At 72.4% G+C, this 16,472-nt stretch carries 20 protein-coding genes; 3 read left to right on the plus strand and 17 right to left on the minus strand.

From position 1 onward, the window contains the following. Positions 1-13: 13 nt before the first annotated feature. The 4 genes from HNQ09_RS04115 to HNQ09_RS04130 all read right to left on the minus strand — a co-directional run bounded on the left by HNQ09_RS04115 (position 14) and on the right by HNQ09_RS04130 (position 2,995). The gene (locus tag HNQ09_RS04115) at positions 14-661 is read right to left on the minus strand and encodes a phospholipase A2 (protein ID WP_184025814.1); all 648 of its coding nucleotides are present in this window, start codon (positions 659-661) and stop codon (positions 14-16) included. Between the two features lie 134 nt (positions 662-795). Further along, positions 796-1,281 carry a phospholipase A2 gene (locus tag HNQ09_RS04120; RefSeq protein ID WP_184025816.1) on the minus strand — a complete coding sequence of 162 codons (486 nt, stop codon included), beginning with the start codon at positions 1,279-1,281 and terminating at the stop codon, positions 796-798. Positions 1,282-1,286: 5 nt separating this feature from the next. Continuing rightward, the gene (locus HNQ09_RS04125) at positions 1,287-2,237 is read right to left on the minus strand and encodes an electron transfer flavoprotein subunit alpha/FixB family protein (RefSeq protein ID WP_184025819.1); all 951 of its coding nucleotides are present in this window, start codon (positions 2,235-2,237) and stop codon (positions 1,287-1,289) included. After that, positions 2,234-2,995, minus strand: coding sequence for an electron transfer flavoprotein subunit beta/FixA family protein (locus HNQ09_RS04130; RefSeq protein ID WP_184025822.1), 762 nt, complete (start codon positions 2,993-2,995; stop codon positions 2,234-2,236). Before HNQ09_RS04130 ends, HNQ09_RS04125 begins: the two co-directional genes overlap by 4 nt. A gap of 262 nt (positions 2,996-3,257) precedes the next feature. On the opposite strand from HNQ09_RS04130, the gene HNQ09_RS04135 reads away from it, so the two are divergent. Beyond that, positions 3,258-3,968 (plus strand): hypothetical protein, encoded by a 711-nt coding sequence (locus tag HNQ09_RS04135; RefSeq protein WP_184025825.1) that lies wholly within the window; start codon positions 3,258-3,260, stop codon positions 3,966-3,968. 20 nt (positions 3,969-3,988) lie between these two features. On the opposite strand, the gene HNQ09_RS04140 is transcribed toward HNQ09_RS04135, so the two are convergent. From HNQ09_RS04140 to HNQ09_RS04150, 3 genes are all read right to left on the minus strand, one after another. Beyond that, the gene (locus HNQ09_RS04140) at positions 3,989-4,411 is read right to left on the minus strand and encodes a carboxymuconolactone decarboxylase family protein (protein ID WP_184025826.1); all 423 of its coding nucleotides are present in this window, start codon (positions 4,409-4,411) and stop codon (positions 3,989-3,991) included. A gap of 77 nt (positions 4,412-4,488) precedes the next feature. Beyond that, entirely contained in the window at positions 4,489-4,965 is a 477-nt protein-coding gene (locus HNQ09_RS04145) for an OmpH family outer membrane protein (RefSeq protein ID WP_184025829.1), read from the minus strand. A 136-nt stretch (positions 4,966-5,101) separates the two neighbouring features. After that, the gene (locus HNQ09_RS04150; protein WP_184025832.1) at positions 5,102-5,593 is read right to left on the minus strand and encodes an OmpH family outer membrane protein; all 492 of its coding nucleotides are present in this window, start codon (positions 5,591-5,593) and stop codon (positions 5,102-5,104) included. Positions 5,594-5,729: 136 nt separating this feature from the next. Here HNQ09_RS04150 and HNQ09_RS04155 point away from each other — a divergent pair, with 136 nt between their 5' ends. Continuing rightward, a complete protein-coding gene (locus tag HNQ09_RS04155; protein ID WP_184025835.1) occupies positions 5,730-6,365 on the plus strand; it encodes a CBS and ACT domain-containing protein in 636 nt (211 codons plus the stop codon). A 106-nt stretch (positions 6,366-6,471) separates the two neighbouring features. Here the strand turns inward: HNQ09_RS04155 and HNQ09_RS04160 are convergent, their stop codons facing one another. Then, positions 6,472-7,683 carry a pyridoxal-phosphate-dependent aminotransferase family protein gene (locus HNQ09_RS04160; RefSeq protein WP_184025838.1) on the minus strand — a complete coding sequence of 404 codons (1,212 nt, stop codon included), beginning with the start codon at positions 7,681-7,683 and terminating at the stop codon, positions 6,472-6,474. A 102-nt stretch (positions 7,684-7,785) separates the two neighbouring features. Continuing rightward, positions 7,786-8,847 carry a WD40 repeat domain-containing protein gene (locus HNQ09_RS04165; RefSeq protein WP_343057605.1) on the minus strand — a complete coding sequence of 354 codons (1,062 nt, stop codon included), beginning with the start codon at positions 8,845-8,847 and terminating at the stop codon, positions 7,786-7,788. A gap of 44 nt (positions 8,848-8,891) precedes the next feature. Between HNQ09_RS04165 and HNQ09_RS04170 the strand changes: the two genes are divergently transcribed. Continuing rightward, positions 8,892-10,253: an FAD-dependent oxidoreductase gene (locus tag HNQ09_RS04170; protein ID WP_184025841.1), complete on the plus strand. Its 1,362-nt coding sequence runs from the start codon at positions 8,892-8,894 to the stop codon at positions 10,251-10,253. 13 nt (positions 10,254-10,266) lie between these two features. Here HNQ09_RS04170 and serA read toward each other — a convergent pair whose 3' ends face one another. The 8 genes from serA to HNQ09_RS04210 all read right to left on the minus strand — a co-directional run bounded on the left by serA (position 10,267) and on the right by HNQ09_RS04210 (position 16,399). Further along, positions 10,267-11,895, minus strand: coding sequence for a phosphoglycerate dehydrogenase (gene serA, locus HNQ09_RS04175; protein WP_184025844.1), 1,629 nt, complete (start codon positions 11,893-11,895; stop codon positions 10,267-10,269). 44 nt (positions 11,896-11,939) lie between these two features. Beyond that, a complete protein-coding gene (gene aat, locus HNQ09_RS04180; protein ID WP_184025847.1) occupies positions 11,940-12,593 on the minus strand; it encodes a leucyl/phenylalanyl-tRNA--protein transferase in 654 nt (217 codons plus the stop codon). Positions 12,594-12,644: 51 nt separating this feature from the next. Beyond that, positions 12,645-13,076 (minus strand): PaaI family thioesterase, encoded by a 432-nt coding sequence (locus tag HNQ09_RS04185; protein ID WP_184025850.1) that lies wholly within the window; start codon positions 13,074-13,076, stop codon positions 12,645-12,647. Positions 13,077-13,187: 111 nt separating this feature from the next. After that, a complete protein-coding gene (locus tag HNQ09_RS04190; RefSeq protein WP_184025853.1) occupies positions 13,188-14,411 on the minus strand; it encodes a LysM peptidoglycan-binding domain-containing M23 family metallopeptidase in 1,224 nt (407 codons plus the stop codon). Between the two features lie 129 nt (positions 14,412-14,540). Then, entirely contained in the window at positions 14,541-14,987 is a 447-nt protein-coding gene (gene dtd / locus HNQ09_RS04195) for a D-aminoacyl-tRNA deacylase (RefSeq protein WP_184025855.1), read from the minus strand. Positions 14,988-14,990: 3 nt separating this feature from the next. Then, positions 14,991-15,248: a DUF1844 domain-containing protein gene (locus tag HNQ09_RS04200; RefSeq protein WP_184025858.1), complete on the minus strand. Its 258-nt coding sequence runs from the start codon at positions 15,246-15,248 to the stop codon at positions 14,991-14,993. Between the two features lie 78 nt (positions 15,249-15,326). Further along, the gene (locus HNQ09_RS04205) at positions 15,327-16,013 is read right to left on the minus strand and encodes a uracil-DNA glycosylase (RefSeq protein WP_184026233.1); all 687 of its coding nucleotides are present in this window, start codon (positions 16,011-16,013) and stop codon (positions 15,327-15,329) included. 2 nt (positions 16,014-16,015) lie between these two features. Further along, positions 16,016-16,399 carry a hypothetical protein gene (locus tag HNQ09_RS04210; RefSeq protein ID WP_184025861.1) on the minus strand — a complete coding sequence of 128 codons (384 nt, stop codon included), beginning with the start codon at positions 16,397-16,399 and terminating at the stop codon, positions 16,016-16,018. Between the last annotated feature and the right edge of the window lie 73 nt (positions 16,400-16,472).

Raw genomic sequence — 16,472 nt, forward strand, 5'->3', positions numbered from 1 at the left:
CTCCTGCCGCGCTCTAGAAGCTGCTGCCCCCGCCGATCCGCACCCCCTGGTAGTAGGCGTAGGCGGCGCTGTAGCAAGCCGGGCGGGCGTACCAGCCCTTGGCGGCGCAGATCGCCTTCATGTTGGCGTAAAAGGCGTCGTCGGTGGCGAGGCGGTTGGCGGCCGTGCGCTCATAGACCTTGAGGTTGCGGTAGCCGAAATCGTGGACGTTGCAGGCGGGCCGGAAATCCTCGCGGTAGCCCAGGCCCACGCCGTCGGGGGCGCTGCATCCGTCGCGGGTCCAGTCCAGGCCGCTGTAGGGCAAGGCAGTGCCGGCGTAGGCACCGTACTGGGCGGTGTAGTTCGCCACGCTGCCCCAGCCGGTGCGCTTGACGTAGGCCAGCCGGTCGCTGGCGAGGTCAAGGCCGGTCAGCGCCGGCACCTGGGGGCGCGAGTGGTCCGCCGGGCGCTCCCCGTAGGCCTCCTGAAGCGCCGCAAGCAGGCCGGGGGCGTCCCCGTAACGGGCCAGGACCGCCTGACTGTCCGCGTCTTGAAGCTCGGGGCGAGCCGCGTAGGAGGCGGTCAGACTGGCAGAGGGGGCGGGGGCGGAGGGGGGGACCGGGGGCGCCGCTCCACAGGCGGCGAGGGCGAGCGTCAGCAGGGCGGCGGGCCGTCGGTTCATGGGGCCTCCCAAAAAGGGAACAGTGCCGGAGGGAAATTGTCGGTGCCCCCGGAGTCTACACGGCCGCGCCGCGCCAGGAACATGGCCCTCCCAGGGGAATGGGAAGGCCATTGAGCGGCGCCGACCGGAACGGTCTAGGTCCCCGGCGCGAAGCGGGTGTGTCCGCGCAGCCGCACGGCCGCGAGGTAGGCCGCTGCCGCCGAGAGGCAAGCGGGCCGCGCGACCAGGGCCTTGCGGGCACAGATGGCCCGCAGGTTGACCCCAAAGGCGTCGTCGCTGGCGCGGCGGTTCGCGGCGGTGGGTTCCAGCACCCGCAGGTTGTGGTAGGCGAAGTCGTGCACCGCGCAGGCCGGGGCAAAGTCGTCCCGGTAGCTCAGGCCCAGGCCCCGGGGAGCGCTGCACCCGTTGCCCGCCCAGTCCAGGGCGGGCCAACGGGGGGCCAGCAGGGGCCGCGCCGCCTCGAAGGCCTCCGGGCTGCCCCAGCCCAGCCGCTTGACCAGCGCGACGGGATCACCCTCGTCCCCCACGGGCGCGGCGGGCAAGAGGGCCGGGGCGCACGACCCCAGCACCCCGGCGAGCAGCAGCGCGGGCCAGGCGCGAGCGGCCCCGGGCCTGGGCACCCGCTTTACTTCCTGGCCGCCTCGATCAGGGCGGGCACGATCTGGTTGACGTCCCCCACGATGCCGTAGTCCGCGACCTTGAAGATGGGGGCCTCGGCGTCCTTGTTGATGGCGACGATGAACTTGCTCTTGCCCATGCCGGACAGGTGCTGCACGGCGCCGCTGACGCCCAGCGCCACGTAGGCCTTGGGCTGCACGGTCTTGCCGGTCTGCCCGACCTGCTCGGCGTAGGGCCGCCACCCCGCGTCCACGACCGCGCGGGTCGCGCCCACCCCGGCACCGATGCGGTCGGCCAGGCCTTCCACGTAGGCCGCGAAGTTCTCGGGGCTGCCCACGCCGCGCCCGCCCGACACGATCACGTCGGCCTCGGTCAGGGCCACGCGGCTGGACTTCTCGACGCTGCGGCCGGTCACCTCGACGCGCGGGGTCGGGAGTTCCAGTTCCACGTCGTACTGCTCCCCGGCCTCGCCGCTCGCCGCCGCTGGAGCAAAGGCCCCCGGCTTGACCGTCACGACAGTCACGGGGGCCTGGGCCTCCACCGTCTCGGTCACGCGGGCGAGGTAGGTGTAGCGCTGGGCCTGGAGGGCGCTGCCGCTCACGGACAGCCGGATCGCGTCTTCGAGGTAGGGGGCGTCCAGCTTGACCGCCACGCGCGGCGCGTACTCGCGGCCCGAGCGGCTGCCGCCGATCAGGACGGTGTGGGCCTCGCCTTCCTGCGCGATCTGCGCGGCGGCGGCGGCCCAGACCTCGGCGCTGTACTGCGCGAGCTGCGGCAGGTCGGCGACCAGCACCTGATCCGCGACCGCCGCGGCGGCGCTGGCGACTTCCGCCACCCCCTGCCCCAGCACGAGCACGGTGACCGGCCCCTCGCGGCCCGACTCGCGGGCCGCAGTGACCATTTCCAGGGTGGACTTGGCGAGCTTGCCGCCCGCGTGTTCGGCGACGATCAGGATCATGCGAGCACCTTCGCTTCGTTACGCAGGAGGTCGAGCAGTTCGGCGGCGGCGGCCTGCGGGTCCTTGCCGTCGATCATCCGGTTCAGGCGGGCGCGGGTCTGGATCTCGGCGTTCACCACGCGCACGGTGGGCTGCACGCCGTAGGTGTCCAGTGTCTCCTTGCGCAGTTCTTTTTTCTTGGCCTTCATGATGTTGGGCAGGGTCGGGTAGCGCGGCTCGTTGAGGCCCTGCTGGGTGGTCACCACGGCGGGCAGGGCCGCGCGGAAGCTCTCGTTGCCGTCGTCCACGTCGTGGCGCCCGGTGAGGCTGCCCTCCTCGACCTTCAGTTCGTTGGTCCAGGTGAGCTGCGGCCAGCCCAGCCGCTCGGCGGTCGCGGCCCCCAGCGCCTGGCTGTCCCAGTCGGCCTCCTGTCCGCCGACCAGCACCAGACCCGCGCCTTCTTGCCCCGCGATCTGGGCCACCACGCGGCTCAGGGCGATGGGATCGAGTTTCTCGTCGGTCTCCACGTGGATCGCGCGGTCCACGCCCATCGCCAGGGCAGTCCGCAGCGCGTCCTCGACCCGCTTGGGGCCGACCGCCAGGGCGACAATTTCCTCGACGGGCGCGCCGCTCTCGCGCAGGCGCAGGGCCTCCTCCACCCCGTACTCGTCCATTCCGTCGATCACGAGCGTGGTGCCTTCGAGGTCGACCTGCTGGGCACTGATCTTGACGCGGGCCTCCGCGTCGGGCACTTGGCGAACTAGGGTCAGGATCTTCATGGGTCCTCCAGAATAGGGCGGGCGGGCGCGGCCAAATGGTGGCGATCCGCCCCAGAAAGCGCGGCGCACGCCCGGTGGGGCAAATTAAACCGGGTCCAAGTTTAGCAGGTCAGGCAAATTTCCATCTGCGGTCCACCCGTGGCCGCGCCGCCATGACGCCGTTCTCACATCTGTGGCTGACGATGAGCTGCCCAGTTCATAAAGCCGCCGTGACTCTCATGAGGTTGCCCACTCATCTTGCCGGGTCAGGCTTTGAGGCGATATGAAAAAGATTCTTGCCCTGACCCTCAGCGCCGCCCTTGCCACGGCGGGCGCCCAGAGCGTGAACACCATTCCCGCCACGCCCATCGGCACGGGCCTGAGCGGCGTCGAACTCGGCCTGACCGGCGGCTACGCGGGCGGCCTCAGCGGTGAGCTGTTCGTGCACGTGCCCAACGTCGCCGGGCCGGTGGGCGTCAAGGCAGGGGTGTCCTACACCCGCGCGGCGGACGCGATCAACGACGCCAGCCCGGTGGACCCGACCGGTCTCTTTTTCCCGACCACCTACACCTTCGGACAGGCCAAGGCGGACGGCGACGCTTCCGAGTCCGGCTCCCGCACCGTCTTCAGCCTGGACGGCACCTACAACCTCGGCCAGCTCAGCCCGGGCCTCAGCTCCACCCTCTATGCGGGTGGGCGCTACGGCATGTTCCGCTCCACGGAGGTGTTCAACGAGCAGCCGCTGGTCTACACCAGCAGTGCATTCGGCCTCGGCGCCGGGGTCATGCTCAGCTACCCCGTCTCCGGCAACCTGAGCCTGGTGGGCGACCTGGGGGTCGACCAGTTCTTCGGCTCGTCCATCACCACCAGGGACGCCGACGGCAACACCGACACCTTCCGTTCGGGTGAGGCGAATTACAACGACGTCAGCAGCCGCTTCGTCCGTCCCGGCACCGTCTTCAAGGCCCGCATCGGGATCAAGACGACCTTCTGACCGTTGCCTGTTTTGGCCCCCTACCCCTCGCGGGCGGGGGCCTTTTCCGTTGCGGACAGCCGCCGGTCGAGCAACGCCTGAAGCTGAGCAAAGGCCGCGACCGCCCGGGGAAACCCCAGGTAGGGCACGCACAGCAGCAGCGTTTCGCGGACCTCCTGCTCGGTCGCGCCCGCCCGCAGCGCGCCGCGCAGGTGGGTCCGCAGTTCGGTGGGGCTGCCCAGCGAGGTCAGCAGCGCGCAGGCGACGAGTTCCTTGGTTTTCAGGTCCAGGCCGGGCCGCTCGTAGACCGTGTCGTAGGCGAAGTCGCGCACGTAGCCCATCAGGTCAGGGTCAAGGCTCGCCAGCCGCTCCAGAATCCGGTCCTCCTGGGCACCGAAAATCTGCTCGCGTGCGGAACTGGCCCCCGAGCTACCCGCCGCGCCGTCCTTCTCGTCTCCAGTCATGGGGCAGAGCGTAGCAGCGGCCCACCCCCGGCATGAGGGTAGGCCGCTGCGGTGGGCTGCTGCCGCGCTGGTGCGGCTTACTTCTTGAGTGCCCGGACCACGGCGGGCGTCAGGTCAGTGGCGCCGATATTGGCATACACGACCAGGCCCGACTGGGCGGCGACCCGGCGGTCGAGGACGACCGTGAAGCCGCTGCCGCGCGCCACATTGGCGACAGTCGTGTTCAGGCGCGAGGCCAGCGGCTTGAAGGCGGTCGCCAGCCGTCCCTGGTAACCCTGCTGGGCACTCAGGAAGCTCTGCTGCGCCCGCTGAAGGGCGGCGCGGTCGGCAGTGCTGCGGGTGCGGGCCGCCTGGGCACTGAGCCGCTGAATGTTGGTCCGCTTGGCCTGGAGGTCGGCATCGACCCGCTTGCTGAGGGTGAGGTAGGCGCTGCTGCCGGGCATGGCGGCGACCGCCTGCTGCACGTCCACGAAGCCCACACGGCTGCGCGACTTCTGCGCCTGCGGAACGGTGCTCAGCAGCGCGAGCGGAAGGAGGAGAAGGGCGTATTTCATGTCAGGGTCCTTTCGGGCAGATTCTTCGGCAGGCCGCGCTGGCAACCAGCCCCCCGAGCAAAGGCAGGCCTCTCAAGCAAAAGCCCCCGCACGGGGCGGAGGCTGGAGACCCAGGAGCCTCCCGGGGGGAGAGGGATCAGGGCTTGAGGGCCTTGAGGGCCGCGTCGGTCAGGTCGGTGCCGTTCTCGGCAAAGATCACCAGGCTGCTGCCCGCCGCGACGTTGCTGTCCATCACGATGCTGTAGCCGTTTTGCTTGGCGACCGTGTTGACGGCGAGGTCCACGGCCTTTTCGACGGCGGCGACCTTGGGCTTCATCTGGTCGTCGTAGGCCTTGGCCTTGGCCTGGATGGTGGAGACCAGGGTGGCGCGGTTTTGCTTCTCGGCGGCGCTGGCCGAGGCCCCCTTGGCATCGATGGCCTTGATCTGCTTGTCGAGGGCGCCGAGTTCGTCGTTGGCCTTTTTCTGGATGGCCTGGAGGTCTTTGTCGTTGGGATGCGCCGAGAGCAGCTTTTGCACGTTCACGAAGCCGACCTTCTGGGGGGTGGTCTGCGCGTGGGGAGCGAGTGCCCCGAGGCCGAATGCGGCCACGATGGCGGCGGGGGCGAGCGCCTTGGCGTTCATCTTCATGGCGAGCACGCTAGCACGCACCTTTCTGAGCGGAATGAAGTTCGCCGCCGCCCACTCACATGGGCCGTCAGACGGGCGTCATCCGGGAAGCAGGCCCGCCGCCCCTCCTGCCCCCCGAAGAAAGGTAAGCTGAGCCATGCTCGTCAGCGACTGGATGACCCCGGACCCGATCACCGTCACGCCCGACACCCCGGTGATGGACGCCCTGAAAATCCTCAAGGAACGGGGCTTTCGCCGCCTGCCGGTGGTCGAACAGGGCCGGTTGATCGGCATCACGACCCGCAAGGACCTCAAAGACGCGATGCCCAGCAAGGCGACCACCCTGAGCGTCTGGGAGCTGAACTACCTGCTGAGCAAGCTGACCGTCTCCGAGATGATGGCGCGGCCCGTGATCACGGCGCAGGACAGCGAGTATATGGAAGACGCCGCCCTGCGGATGCAGGAGCACGGCGTGGGCGGCCTGCCGGTGCTCAACGCCGCCGGGCAGATGACCGGGATCATCACCATCACCGACGTGCTGCGCGCCTTTGTGGACATCATGGGTATGAAAGAAGGCGGCACCCGCCTCACGCTGGACATGCCCGACACCCCCGGCAGCCTGGCCCGCGCCGCGAACGCCGCGCAGCCCAGCAACATCATCAGCGTGGCGACCTACGGTCACAGCGACCAGGGCGGGCAACCCCGGCGCCGTTTCGTGATGCGCGTAACGGGCGAAGGCGCCCAGCAGGTCAAGGCCCGCGTCCGGGACGCCGGAATCGAAGCGCTGGACTGACCGCCGCCGCCGCACTGCCCGGCCCTGAGTGGCCGCAGACCGCCGCAGAGCCGGGAAGAGAGGCCCCCTCCCCGGTCCTGCGGCGGTCTGCCGTTCGCTTTTGGCCTCAGCCCACGCCCGTCGCCTGCCCCTGCGGGGCCAGCGCCTGCCAGGCCGCCGACACGGCCGCGCCGCGCCGAAAAGGCACGCCGAGGTCCGTAAAGCAGTTCTCCAGAATGCCCGCGATGCCCAGCGCGTCGTAGCGGTCGGCGTAGCCCAGGGTCGAGACGCGGAAGACGGTGTCTTCAAACGGGGCCTGGCCGGGCAGCGCCCGCTGGCCCATCTCCGCGAGGCGCGAGGCGACCTGCCGCCCGGTCAGGGGCGCGGGGGGGCGCAGCACCGCGACGGCGGGCGTGGTCCGCGCGGCCCAGGCCGGGGCACCCAGCGCCGTTCCGGCGGCGATCAGGGCGTCGGCCTGCCGCCGCTTCTCGGCCCACAGCACCTCCAGCGGCACCGACAGCAGGCGGTCGAGCGCCAGCGACAGCGCAAAGATCAGGTTGATGGCGGGCGTCTGGGGCGTGTTCCCGGCCTGCTGGCCCTTGAGTTCCCGGGTCAGGTCGAGGTAAAAGCCGCGCCCGGTCGCGGGAAGCAGCCGCGCCTGCACCTCCGGGCTGAACAGGACGAAGCCCAGGCCCGGTGGGGTGGCCGTTCCCTTCTGGCTGCCGCTGACGACCACGTCCACCCCCCACTCGGCGGGCCGCAGCTCGGCCACCCCGTAGGAGGTGATGCAGTCGGCGATCACGATCAGCCCCGGGTTCTGCGCTTTCGCTGCCCGCGTGATCGCGGCGAGGTCGTGCAGTGCTCCGGTGCTCGTCTCGCTGTGGGTCACCAGCAGGGTGTGGGCGCCCACGCAGGCGTCGGCCACCTCCTGCGGGTCCAGCAGCTCGCCCCAGGGCCGCGCGACGAGCGTGGTGCCGTACCCCAGCCGCTGCGCCATCTCCCCCCAGCGCTCGCTGAACTTGCCCGCCTGGGCGTTGACCACTTTCCCCCCCTCGGGCGTCAGGCTCACCAGCGCGCCCTCGAACGCCCCGGTGCCGCTGCTGGTGGTGATCACCGCGTCGTAGGGGGCGCCCAGCAGCCTCGTGAGCTTGGCCCGGGCCTGCGCGAGCGCCTCGATCCCTTCCGGCGAGCGGTGGTGCGGCTGCGGGCGGGCCAGTTCCAGCAGCACGCGCGGTTCGACCTCGACCGGTCCCGGCGCGATCAGGCGCGCGCGGTTGAGGGGCAGGTGGGCGTCACGGCCAGGATCGCCGGGGGCAGCGCGGTGGGGCAGGTCGGTCATGGGTGCATGGTAGGCGCCGGGCGGGGGCAAATTCGGCGGGCGGGCTAGAGGCTTGGGAACCCGGGGCGCCTGGAGTTTCCCGGGTGCCCGCTTCCCGCTGTCCTACCTCGGCGCGAGCGGCAACAGCCGCAGGCCGCCCTCGCCGTCGCCTCCGATCAGGGTGGTGCCGTCGGGGCTGAGGGCTTCCGGCCAGCCGTCCCACACGCGGGTCAAGGCGCCCAGGGTGCGGCCCGAGGCGACCTCGCGCAGCTCCAGCCACTCGCGGCCCTGGGCGTCCACGCCGCTGCGGCGCACCAGCACCCGGGTCCCGTCGGCGCTGAACCCGATCACGCCGCCCGTCCCCGCGAGGTAGGCGGGCGGGGGCAGCTCACGGCCGTCGGTCAGGCGCACCAGCCGTCCGCGCGAGGCGAGCAGGCCCCGGCTGTCGGGGGTGAAGGTGCCGTAGCCCACGCCGTTCAAGGTGGCGCGCAGCTCGCCCGTCAGGGCGTCGAAGAGCCGGGTCTTCGTCTGGGCGCGGAAGAGGGGCGCAAAGAGGCGGCTGTCGGGGCTGAACTCCAGCCGGGCGGGTTCGTAGCCGCTCTGGCTGGTCACGGTGGTCACGCGCCGCACGCCCGCCCAGTCCCACAGCTGCGCGTAGCCGCCCCGGTTGCCCGCCGCCAGCCGGGTCCCGTCGGGGCTGAAGGCCAGGTTCAGGGTACCGCTGAGGCCCCCCGCCACCAGCAGCTTCTGAAACCCGGCGGGCGCAGGCTGAAAGGTGCTCAGCACGCCCACCCGCCCGGCCCGGGTGAGCGGATCGGGGGTCAGGGCCACCGCCAGCCAGCGGCCGTCGGCGCTGAGGGCGGGCGGCACGTCGAGGCGCACCTCGGGGGGCAGCAGCACGGCGCGGCGGGCCTCGCCCGTGACCGCGTCGAGCAGGCGCACCTGCGAGCTGTAGCGGCCGCGCACCGCCACGACGCCGCCCTCCCCGGCGCCTGCCTGCCCCGGTTGCAGCGGCGGCGCCACGCCCACCAGCACCAGGGGATCGGGCGGCACACGGGTCTCGCCGGGGGCGGCGCGGACGGGAGGCGCGGAGGCCAGGGCGCTCAGGACCAGCAGCGGCCGCGCCAGCCGTGAGAGACCCAGGTGCGGGCGGCCGCGCCGCAAGGCGGTGCTCTTGGACGTCACCGCTCCAGGCTAGAGCATCTGGCGCGGCGGCGTACCCTGACCCCATGCGGATCGTGGTGGTGGGCGGGGTGGCGGCGGGCATGAGCGCGGCGAGCCGGGCGCGGCGGCACGATCCCGGCGCGCAGGTCACCGTGTTCGAGCGCGGGAGCGAGGTCAGCTACGGCGCCTGCGGCCTGCCCTACGTGATCGGCGGTGACGTGGAGCGCTTCGAGGACCTGATCGCCCGCACCCCCGCCCAGCTGCGGGGCCGGGGCATCGGCGTGCGGCTTCGCCACGAGGTCACCGGGGTGGACGCGGCGGCGCGCACCGTCACCGTGCAGGGCCGGGCCGCGGGCCGCACGGTCACCGAACCCTACGACCGCCTGCTGATCGCCACCGGGGTCCGCGCCGTCCGCCCCGAGTGGGCGCAGACCGACCTCGGCGGGGTGCATGTGCTGCGCGACCTCCCCGATGGGCGGGCCATCCAGGCCAGCCTGAGAGGCGCGCGGCGGGCCTGCATCGTGGGGGGCGGCAACATCGGCCTGGAGATGGCCGAGGCGCTGCGCTCGCGCGGCCTGGAAGTGACCCTGCTCGAACAGGCCCCCGAGGTCGCGGGCCGGATGCTCGACCGCGAGTACCAGCGCCGGGTCCGCGCCGAGGTCGAGCGCGGCGGCGTGGAGGTGCGCTGCGGGACGGCCGTCGAGGGCCTGGGCAGCCGGGGCGGGCGGGTGACCGAGGTCCAGACTGGCAGCGGCCCGCTGCGCGCCGACGTGGTGATCGTGGCGGTCGGGGTGCAGCCCAACACGGAGCTGGCGCAGGCGGCCGGAGCGGCCCTGGGCCAAACGGGTGCCGTCGCCGTGAACGCCCGGCAGGAGACGCGGGTGGAGGGCGTCTACGCGGCGGGCGACAACACGGAAAGCACCCACCGCGTCACCCGCCGCAAGGTCCACCTCCCGCTGGGCCTGACCGCCAACCGCATGGGCCGGGTCGCCGGGGTGAACATGGCAGGCGGCGACGCACGTTTTCCGGGCGTGGTGGGCACCGCGATCTTCAAGACGTTCGGCCTGGGCGTGGCCCGCAGCGGGCTGACCCAGGCGGAGGCGGGGGAGCTGGGGCTGGACGCCCTCAGCGTGGACGTGGAGAGCACCGACCACGCCGGGTACTACAAAGACGCCGCGCCCATCCACGTGCGCCTGACTGCCGAGCGCGCCAGCGGGCGCCTGCTGGGCGTGCAGCTTGTCGGCCAGCCGGGCAGCGTCAAGCGGGTGGACGTGGTCGCCGCCCTGCTGCACCGGCGCGGCCACGCGCAGGACCTTTTCGAACTGGATCTGGCCTACGCGCCGCCCTTTTCCGGCGTGTGGGACGTGCTGCTGGTCGCGGCGGACCGGCTGGGGCAGGCGCTGAGGCAGGCCAGGAGCCAGCCTTGAAGCCGCCTCGCCCCTACACCCGCACCAGATACGCCGAGTCGATCACGTCGAGGTCGCGGATCGCCCGCAGCTGCTCGGGGGTCAGGCCGTCGTCCAGCGTGAGGGTAAAGAGCGCCTGCCCGCCCTTCTCGGCGCGGCCCAGGGCCATTCCCGCGATGTTCACGCCCCAGGTGCCCAGCAAGTTCGAGAGCTTGGCGACCGCGCCGGGCCGGTCCTGGTTGGAAGCGATCAGGATGAAACCTTCGGGCGCGAGTTCCACCCGGAAGTCGCGCAGCCGGGTCAGGCGCGGGCTGCGGCCAAACACCGTGCCGCCCACCGTGCGGGTGCGCTGCTTCTCGCCGTGGGCGCCGCTCGTGACGCGCACGATCACCTCGGTCTGGTAGTCGGGACTCTCGGCCACCTCGCGCACGGCGAGGCTCAGCCCCCGCTCCTTCGCCAGCGCGCGGGCGTTGATCAGGTTGGGGCGCTCGTCGGTGCTGCCCGAGAGGTACCCCACCAGCGTGGCGGTCACGACCGGGGCGGGATCGGCGGGGAACTCGCCCTGAAAGGTGACCTCCAGGTCGTGCGCGCCGGGGAGCAGCTGCGCCAGGATGCGCCCCAGCTTCTCCCCGAGGTCGAGGTACCCGCCCAGCAGCTCCAGCGTCCGCGCGTCCAGCGCCGGGGCGTTGACCGCCCCCCGGCTCACGTCGCCGTGCAGGGCCGCCAGCACCCGCTCCACGATCTCGGCGCCCACCCGCTCCTGGGCCTCACGGGTGTTGGCCCCCAGGTGCGCGGTGATCCCCAGGTTGGGCGCGTGCAAAAAGGGATGGTCCGGCGCGGGCGGCTCCTCCACGAACACGTCCACCCCCGCGCCGAACAGGTGCCCGGAGGTCAGGGCCTCCACCAGCGCCCCCTCCTCTACGATGCCGCCGCGCGCCGCATTCACCACGATGGCGCCCGGTTTCAGGAGGGCGAGTTCGCGCGCCCCGATCATCCCGCGCGTCTCGTCGGTGAGCGGCGTGTGGACGGTCAGGAAGTCCACCGCCGTCAGCAGCTCGTCCAGGGTCGCGGCCCGCTCCACGCCCAGCCGCTCGAACTTGTTCTCGGGGACATAGGGGTCAAAGGCGACCACCCGCAGCCGCAGCCCCTGCGCCCGGTCGGCCACGATGGACCCGATGCGCCCCAGGCCCACGATGCCCAGCGTGCGGTCCTTGAGTTCCACGCCCAGGAACTTTCGGTCCCACTCGCCCGCGCGGGTCAGGCGGTCCGAGCGGGTCAGGCCGCGCGCGGCGGCCATCAGGTGCATGACCGCGAGTTCGGCGGCGGAGACGTTGTTGCTCTCGGGCGCGTTCAGGACCAGGATGCCCCGGCGACTGCACGCTTCCAGGTCGATGTTGTCCACGCCCACGCCGCCGCGCCCGATGACCCGCAGGCGCTCTCCCGCCGCCGCCAGCAGTTCGCGGTCCACCCGGGTGCGGCTGCGGGTGATCAGGGCGTCGTACCCCGGCAGGCGGCGCAGCGTCTCCTCGCGCGGGAGGTTCCCCTCGTAGTCGATCTCGAAGCCCGGGTGCGAGAGGTCGCCGGGGTTCATCTCGTCGCAGATCAGCACCCGCAGCGGCACGGTCGGGGGGGCATCCGGGCTGGTCAGAACGGGGACCGTCATGGGGCCAGGGTAAGCGGGGTGAGGGCCGCATGCGGGCGGGTTGGCTAGGGCATGGGGGGCGGGGAAAGGGGCGGACCGCCCAGGCTCACGTCCTGCCCCAGCGCCGCGTGCAGCCGCGCCGCGTACTCCTCGCCCCTCACCTCGAAGACGCCCAGCCGCGCGAGGTGCGGATTTTGAATCTGCGCGTCCAGCAGCGTGAAGCCCCGCGCGTGCAGGTGCCCGGCCAGCCGCACCAGCGCGACCTTGCTCGCGTTCGTGACGCGGTGAAACTTGCTTTCGGCGATAAAGGCCCCGCCCAGGCTCAGGCCCAGCACCCCGCCCGCGAGTTCGCCGTCCTGCCAGACCTCAAAGGAATGGACCAGCCCCGCCCCGTGCAGGTGCCGGTACAGCTCGGCCAGCGGCGGGCTGATCCACTCGCCGTCCCGCTCCGGCGTTCCTGGCAAGCGGCCCCGGCAGCCCTCCAGCACCTGCCCGAACGCCGAGTCCACCCGCACCTCGAAGCGCCCCAGCTCCCGGCGCAGCCGCCGCGCCACATGCAGCCCCTCTTCCTCGGTCAGCGGCACCAGCGCCCGGGTGTCCACCCCGTACCAGCCCACCCCGTTTCCGTTGTCCATCAAGAAGGCGCCCGCCGCGTAACCCCGCGCGACCTCGCGGGTCAGGGGGTCGGGATGGTTCAGGAAGTGGGCGGCTGGGGGCATAGGGGTCGTGGCTGGGCAAAAAACCGCAGGTGGGTGGCTACGCGCCACACGCTACACACCACGCGCCTCCCTGGGATACAGCACCGCCTGGGTACAGCGGAACAGCGCCATTACCCGCTCTCCCGGGCCGCGCACCTCGGCGTCCCAGACCTGGGTGGTGCGCCCGGCGTGGACGACGCGGGCCTCGCAGGTCACGACCCCCTCGCGGGCGGTCGAGAGGTGGTTGCTCTTGAGTTCGATGGTGGTAAAGCCGCTCGCCCCCGGCGGCAGCAGCATCCGCGTGCCGTAGCCGCAGGTCGTGTCGGCCAGGGCGACCACGCTGGCCGCGTGCAGAAAGCCGTTGGGAGCGAGCAGCTCGGCCCGCACCTCGAACTCGCTGCGCAGCAGGCCGCGTTCGGCGTGGGTAAAGCGGATGCCGATCAGGCCGGGCAGCATGCCCTCGCCCTGTGTGTTGAGCTGGTCGAGGGTGGGGAGGTCGGACATGGGCAAGAGGCTATCAGCCGCCAGCCGCCATGAATCGGCGGAACGGGGCCGCCCTGGCCACGGCGGCAGCGCTCTTGTGCTGGTCGCTGACGGCTGGCGGCTGACCGCTGCCTACCTCGGCCAGATGCGGTTCATCCACCCGGCCGGGTTGGTGCCCTCGCCGCGCACCCGCAGTTCGAGGTGCAGGTGCGGCCCGGCGCTCAGGCCGGTGGAGCCGACCTCGCCGATCTTCATGCCGCGCGTGACCTTCTGGCCCACCTTGGCGGTCACCCGGCTCTGGTGAAAGTACAGGCTGGTCAGCCCAGCCCCGTGGTCGATGATGACCAGGCCGCCGCGCACCGGGTAGCGCCCGGCCATCACGACCGTGCCGTCGTTGACCGCCAGCACGGGGGTGCCGACCGGCGCGGGATAGTCGGTGCCGTAGTGGTACTGCACCGGGCCGCCCGCGACGTAGGTGCGCGGCTGACCGAAGGCGCTGCTTTGCGCCTTGACCTGCACGGCGGGCGCGAAGGGCCGGGTCCAGACCCGCGCGGTGCGGCGGGCGTAGGCCTTCTCGACGGCGGCGTCCTCGGCCTTGCGGCCGGGGTCTTCGAGCTTGCTGCTGATCGAGCGCGGCAAGTTGAGATGCTGCACGACCTGGCCCAGATCGGTCACCGGGATGCTGCCGCGCAGCAGATCACTCCCCACCTTGATCTCGTACACGACGGGCGTGGTCTTGCCCAGCACCACCCGGCCCAGCACCACGTACTCGCCCGCCGCGCCGCTGGGGGTCAGGGCCTCGGCGGGGAGGCGCACGTCCTCGCCCAGCTCGCTCAGAAAGCGCACGGTGGCCCCGGCGGCGCGCGGCCCGCTGAGGCGCAGCACAAAGGCGTCCCCCATCCGCAGGCTGGTGGGCGCGCTGACCGTCACGCCCGCGATCTGGGCCATTCCCGGCGGGACCGTGCCGGGGAGCGGCGCGGGGGCGGCCGGGGCGGGTGCCGGAGCCGCCGGAGCCTTGACGGCTGGCGGCTGGGCCACTGGGGGCTGGGCCACTGGCGGCTTGGCAACTGGCGGTTTGGCGGCTGGAGGCTTGGCCGCCGGGGGTGGGGGGGCCGGGGTCGCGGGCGCGCTCACGGGGGCCTCGCCCGGCAGGCGCAGGGTCTGCCCGACCTCGATGGTGGTGCCGGTCAGGTTGTTCAGCCGTGAGAGTTCAGCGACCGTGGTGCCGTGGGTGCGCGCGATGGAAAAGAGGGTGTCACCCTTCTTGACGGTGTAGGCCCCCGCCGTGCCCAGCAGGAGCGCGGCGGCCAGCAGCAGCAGACGGCCCCGGTGGGGCACGGGATGACCGGGCTTCATGCGGCGCAGCATAGCGGCCAGGACGCCGCCGAGGGTGAAGCGCAGGCCGGCCCGGCTCCGGCGCTGAGCAGCCCCCCCGCGCCCTTCCCGGTGCCCACCCGAGCAGCGTCCCAGGTCCGGGGGGCGGGGTCAGCCTTCCGCCGTGTCCAGCAGCAGCGTGACCGGGCCGTCGTTCGTCAGGTCGAGCTGCATGTGCGCCCCGAAGACCCCCTCCCCCACCGGCAGGCCGTGTTCCCGCAGCGCGGCATTGAACCCGGCGTAGAGGGCGCGGGCGTGCTCGGGCGCGGCGGCCCCGGAAAAGCCCGGACGGTTGCCCCGGCGCATGTCGGCGTACAGGGTGAACTGGCTGACGCTCAGCACGCCTCCGCCGATGTCCAGCACACTGAGGTTCATCTTGCCCGCCCCGTCGCTGAAGACCCGCAGCTTGACGACCCTGGCCGCCAGCGCGCGGGCCGTGTCCGGCGTGTCCTCCGGCGCCACGCCCAGCAGGATCAGGAAGCCCGGCCCGGTCGAGCCGGTGACCCTCCCCTCCACCGTGCAGCTCGCGCGGGTGACCCGCTGCAAGACCGCCCGCACGGCTCAGTTCCCCAGGCGGGCGCGCAGGCTCCCGATGGCCTCGGTAAGCAGGTCCGCTTCGGTGAAGTCGAGGTTGCCGCGCGTCTTCTCGGCCAGCATCAGCAGCAACCCCAGCGAGCGCTCGGCGGTCTGGCGTGCCCGGCTGCCCTCCAGCAGGCCGTCGCGGGCGGCGCTGGCGGTCGCGGCGTTCAGGTCCCCCAGCGCCGCCTCGGCGGTGGCTTGCAGCGAGTTGACGAGGCCGACGAATTCGGGGTTGGGCATGCGGGGCAGTCTAGAGCCTGCGGCCCAGGGCGCCCCAGCGCTCCTCGCCACCGCCCGCAGGCACGGCCCCGGGCCGGGTCAGAACAGCGTGGGCAGGTCGCCCCGGTCGGGCGCTGCGGCAGAGGCCAGCTCGGCGGGGGCCTTCTCGCCGCGCAGCACCGCCGCCGCCTCACGGATGTCGCGCCAGGTCAGGCTGCGGGGGCCGCCGGGTATGCGGGTCGTCTCGCGCAGCAGGTAAGCGGGATGAAACAGCGGCATCAGCAGCGTTCCGTGGGAGCCGCCGTAGGCGTACCAGCGGCCCCGCAGCTGCGTGATGCCCTGACGGGTCCCCAAGAGGTGCTGGGTGGCGGTGTTGCCCAGGCTCAGGATCACCCGGGACCGCAAGAGGCCCAGGCGCGGGCGCAGCCACAGCGCCGTGCAGGTCTCCACCTCCAGCGGGTGCGGCGCGCGGTCGCCAGGCGGGCGGCACTGGACCACGGTGGTGAGGTAGGCGTCCCCCCGCGAGAGGTCTACGGCGGCCAGGATGCGGTCCAGCAACTCCCCGGCAGCGCCCGCAAAGGGCTGCCCGGTCCGGTCCTCCTCGCCGCCCGGGGCTTCCCCGACGATCACCAGCGGCGCGGCGGGGTCGCCCTCGCCCACCACCACCTGCGAGGATCCCGGCCGCAGCGGGCAGGCCGCGCACCCCCTGGCCCGGCCCTCCAGCGCACCCAGGGCCGCGGCGTCCGCTGCTGGGTCACCGGCTGCCGGGCTGCCTACAGCCGCCAGGGTCAGCCCCCGGCGGGGCCGCTCAGCTCCAGCTTGGGCCGGTGGCTGCGGGCCTCACGGCGGGTCTTGGGGTCCAGCCCGACCAAGAGGAAGAAGTTCTCCAGCGCGTTCTCACGGCCCTTGATCTCGGGGTACTCGTGCTCGGGCGTACCTGTCACAAAGGGCAGCTGGCGGTACAGCTCCAGCGAGTGCGCGATCACCTCGTCGCTGGCGTGGGCCTCGGCATAGGTGCCCAGCGCCACGTACACCTCGCGGCGGCTCTCGGCGTGCTTCAAAAAGGCGTCCGGGTGCGGCGTCTCGGGTGCCCGCAGCATGTCCTGGCGGGCGATCCGGCGGTAGTGCTTGAGACCTTGCAGCAACTGGTCGGTGGTCATCGGTTCCTTCATCGGTCCTCCGGTGGGGCCTGTTTCCACGCCGCGCGGCGTCCTGCCCCCGAGTATAGGCCGCCTCCCCCGCCGC

Source organism: Deinococcus budaensis, assembly GCF_014201885.1.
Taxonomy (GTDB): domain Bacteria; phylum Deinococcota; class Deinococci; order Deinococcales; family Deinococcaceae; genus Deinococcus; species Deinococcus budaensis.

What these genes read in the sequence shown, in the direction of transcription:
- HNQ09_RS04130 (WP_184025822.1), bottom strand. Translation starts at nt 2,995, where the DNA reads ATGAAGATCCTGACCCTAGTTCGCCAAGTGCCCGACGCGGAGGCCCGC.
- HNQ09_RS04125 (WP_184025819.1), bottom strand. Translation starts at nt 2,237, where the DNA reads ATGATCCTGATCGTCGCCGAACACGCGGGCGGCAAGCTCGCCAAGTCC.
- HNQ09_RS04170 (WP_184025841.1), top strand. Translation starts at nt 8,892, where the DNA reads ATGCGGATCGTGGTGGTGGGCGGGGTGGCGGCGGGCATGAGCGCGGCG.
- HNQ09_RS04150 (WP_184025832.1), bottom strand. Translation starts at nt 5,593, where the DNA reads ATGAAGATGAACGCCAAGGCGCTCGCCCCCGCCGCCATCGTGGCCGCA.
- HNQ09_RS04160 (WP_184025838.1), bottom strand. Translation starts at nt 7,683, where the DNA reads ATGACCGACCTGCCCCACCGCGCTGCCCCCGGCGATCCTGGCCGTGAC.
- HNQ09_RS04155 (WP_184025835.1), top strand. Translation starts at nt 5,730, where the DNA reads ATGCTCGTCAGCGACTGGATGACCCCGGACCCGATCACCGTCACGCCC.
- HNQ09_RS04135 (WP_184025825.1), top strand. Translation starts at nt 3,258, where the DNA reads ATGAAAAAGATTCTTGCCCTGACCCTCAGCGCCGCCCTTGCCACGGCG.
- HNQ09_RS04115 (WP_184025814.1), bottom strand. Translation starts at nt 661, where the DNA reads ATGAACCGACGGCCCGCCGCCCTGCTGACGCTCGCCCTCGCCGCCTGT.
- HNQ09_RS04185 (WP_184025850.1), bottom strand. Translation starts at nt 13,076, where the DNA reads ATGTCCGACCTCCCCACCCTCGACCAGCTCAACACACAGGGCGAGGGC.
- HNQ09_RS04210 (WP_184025861.1), bottom strand. Translation starts at nt 16,399, where the DNA reads ATGAAGGAACCGATGACCACCGACCAGTTGCTGCAAGGTCTCAAGCAC.
- aat (WP_184025847.1), bottom strand. Translation starts at nt 12,593, where the DNA reads ATGCCCCCAGCCGCCCACTTCCTGAACCATCCCGACCCCCTGACCCGC.
- HNQ09_RS04140 (WP_184025826.1), bottom strand. Translation starts at nt 4,411, where the DNA reads ATGACTGGAGACGAGAAGGACGGCGCGGCGGGTAGCTCGGGGGCCAGT.
- HNQ09_RS04190 (WP_184025853.1), bottom strand. Translation starts at nt 14,411, where the DNA reads ATGAAGCCCGGTCATCCCGTGCCCCACCGGGGCCGTCTGCTGCTGCTG.
- HNQ09_RS04145 (WP_184025829.1), bottom strand. Translation starts at nt 4,965, where the DNA reads ATGAAATACGCCCTTCTCCTCCTTCCGCTCGCGCTGCTGAGCACCGTT.
- HNQ09_RS04200 (WP_184025858.1), bottom strand. Translation starts at nt 15,248, where the DNA reads ATGCCCAACCCCGAATTCGTCGGCCTCGTCAACTCGCTGCAAGCCACC.
- serA (WP_184025844.1), bottom strand. Translation starts at nt 11,895, where the DNA reads ATGACGGTCCCCGTTCTGACCAGCCCGGATGCCCCCCCGACCGTGCCG.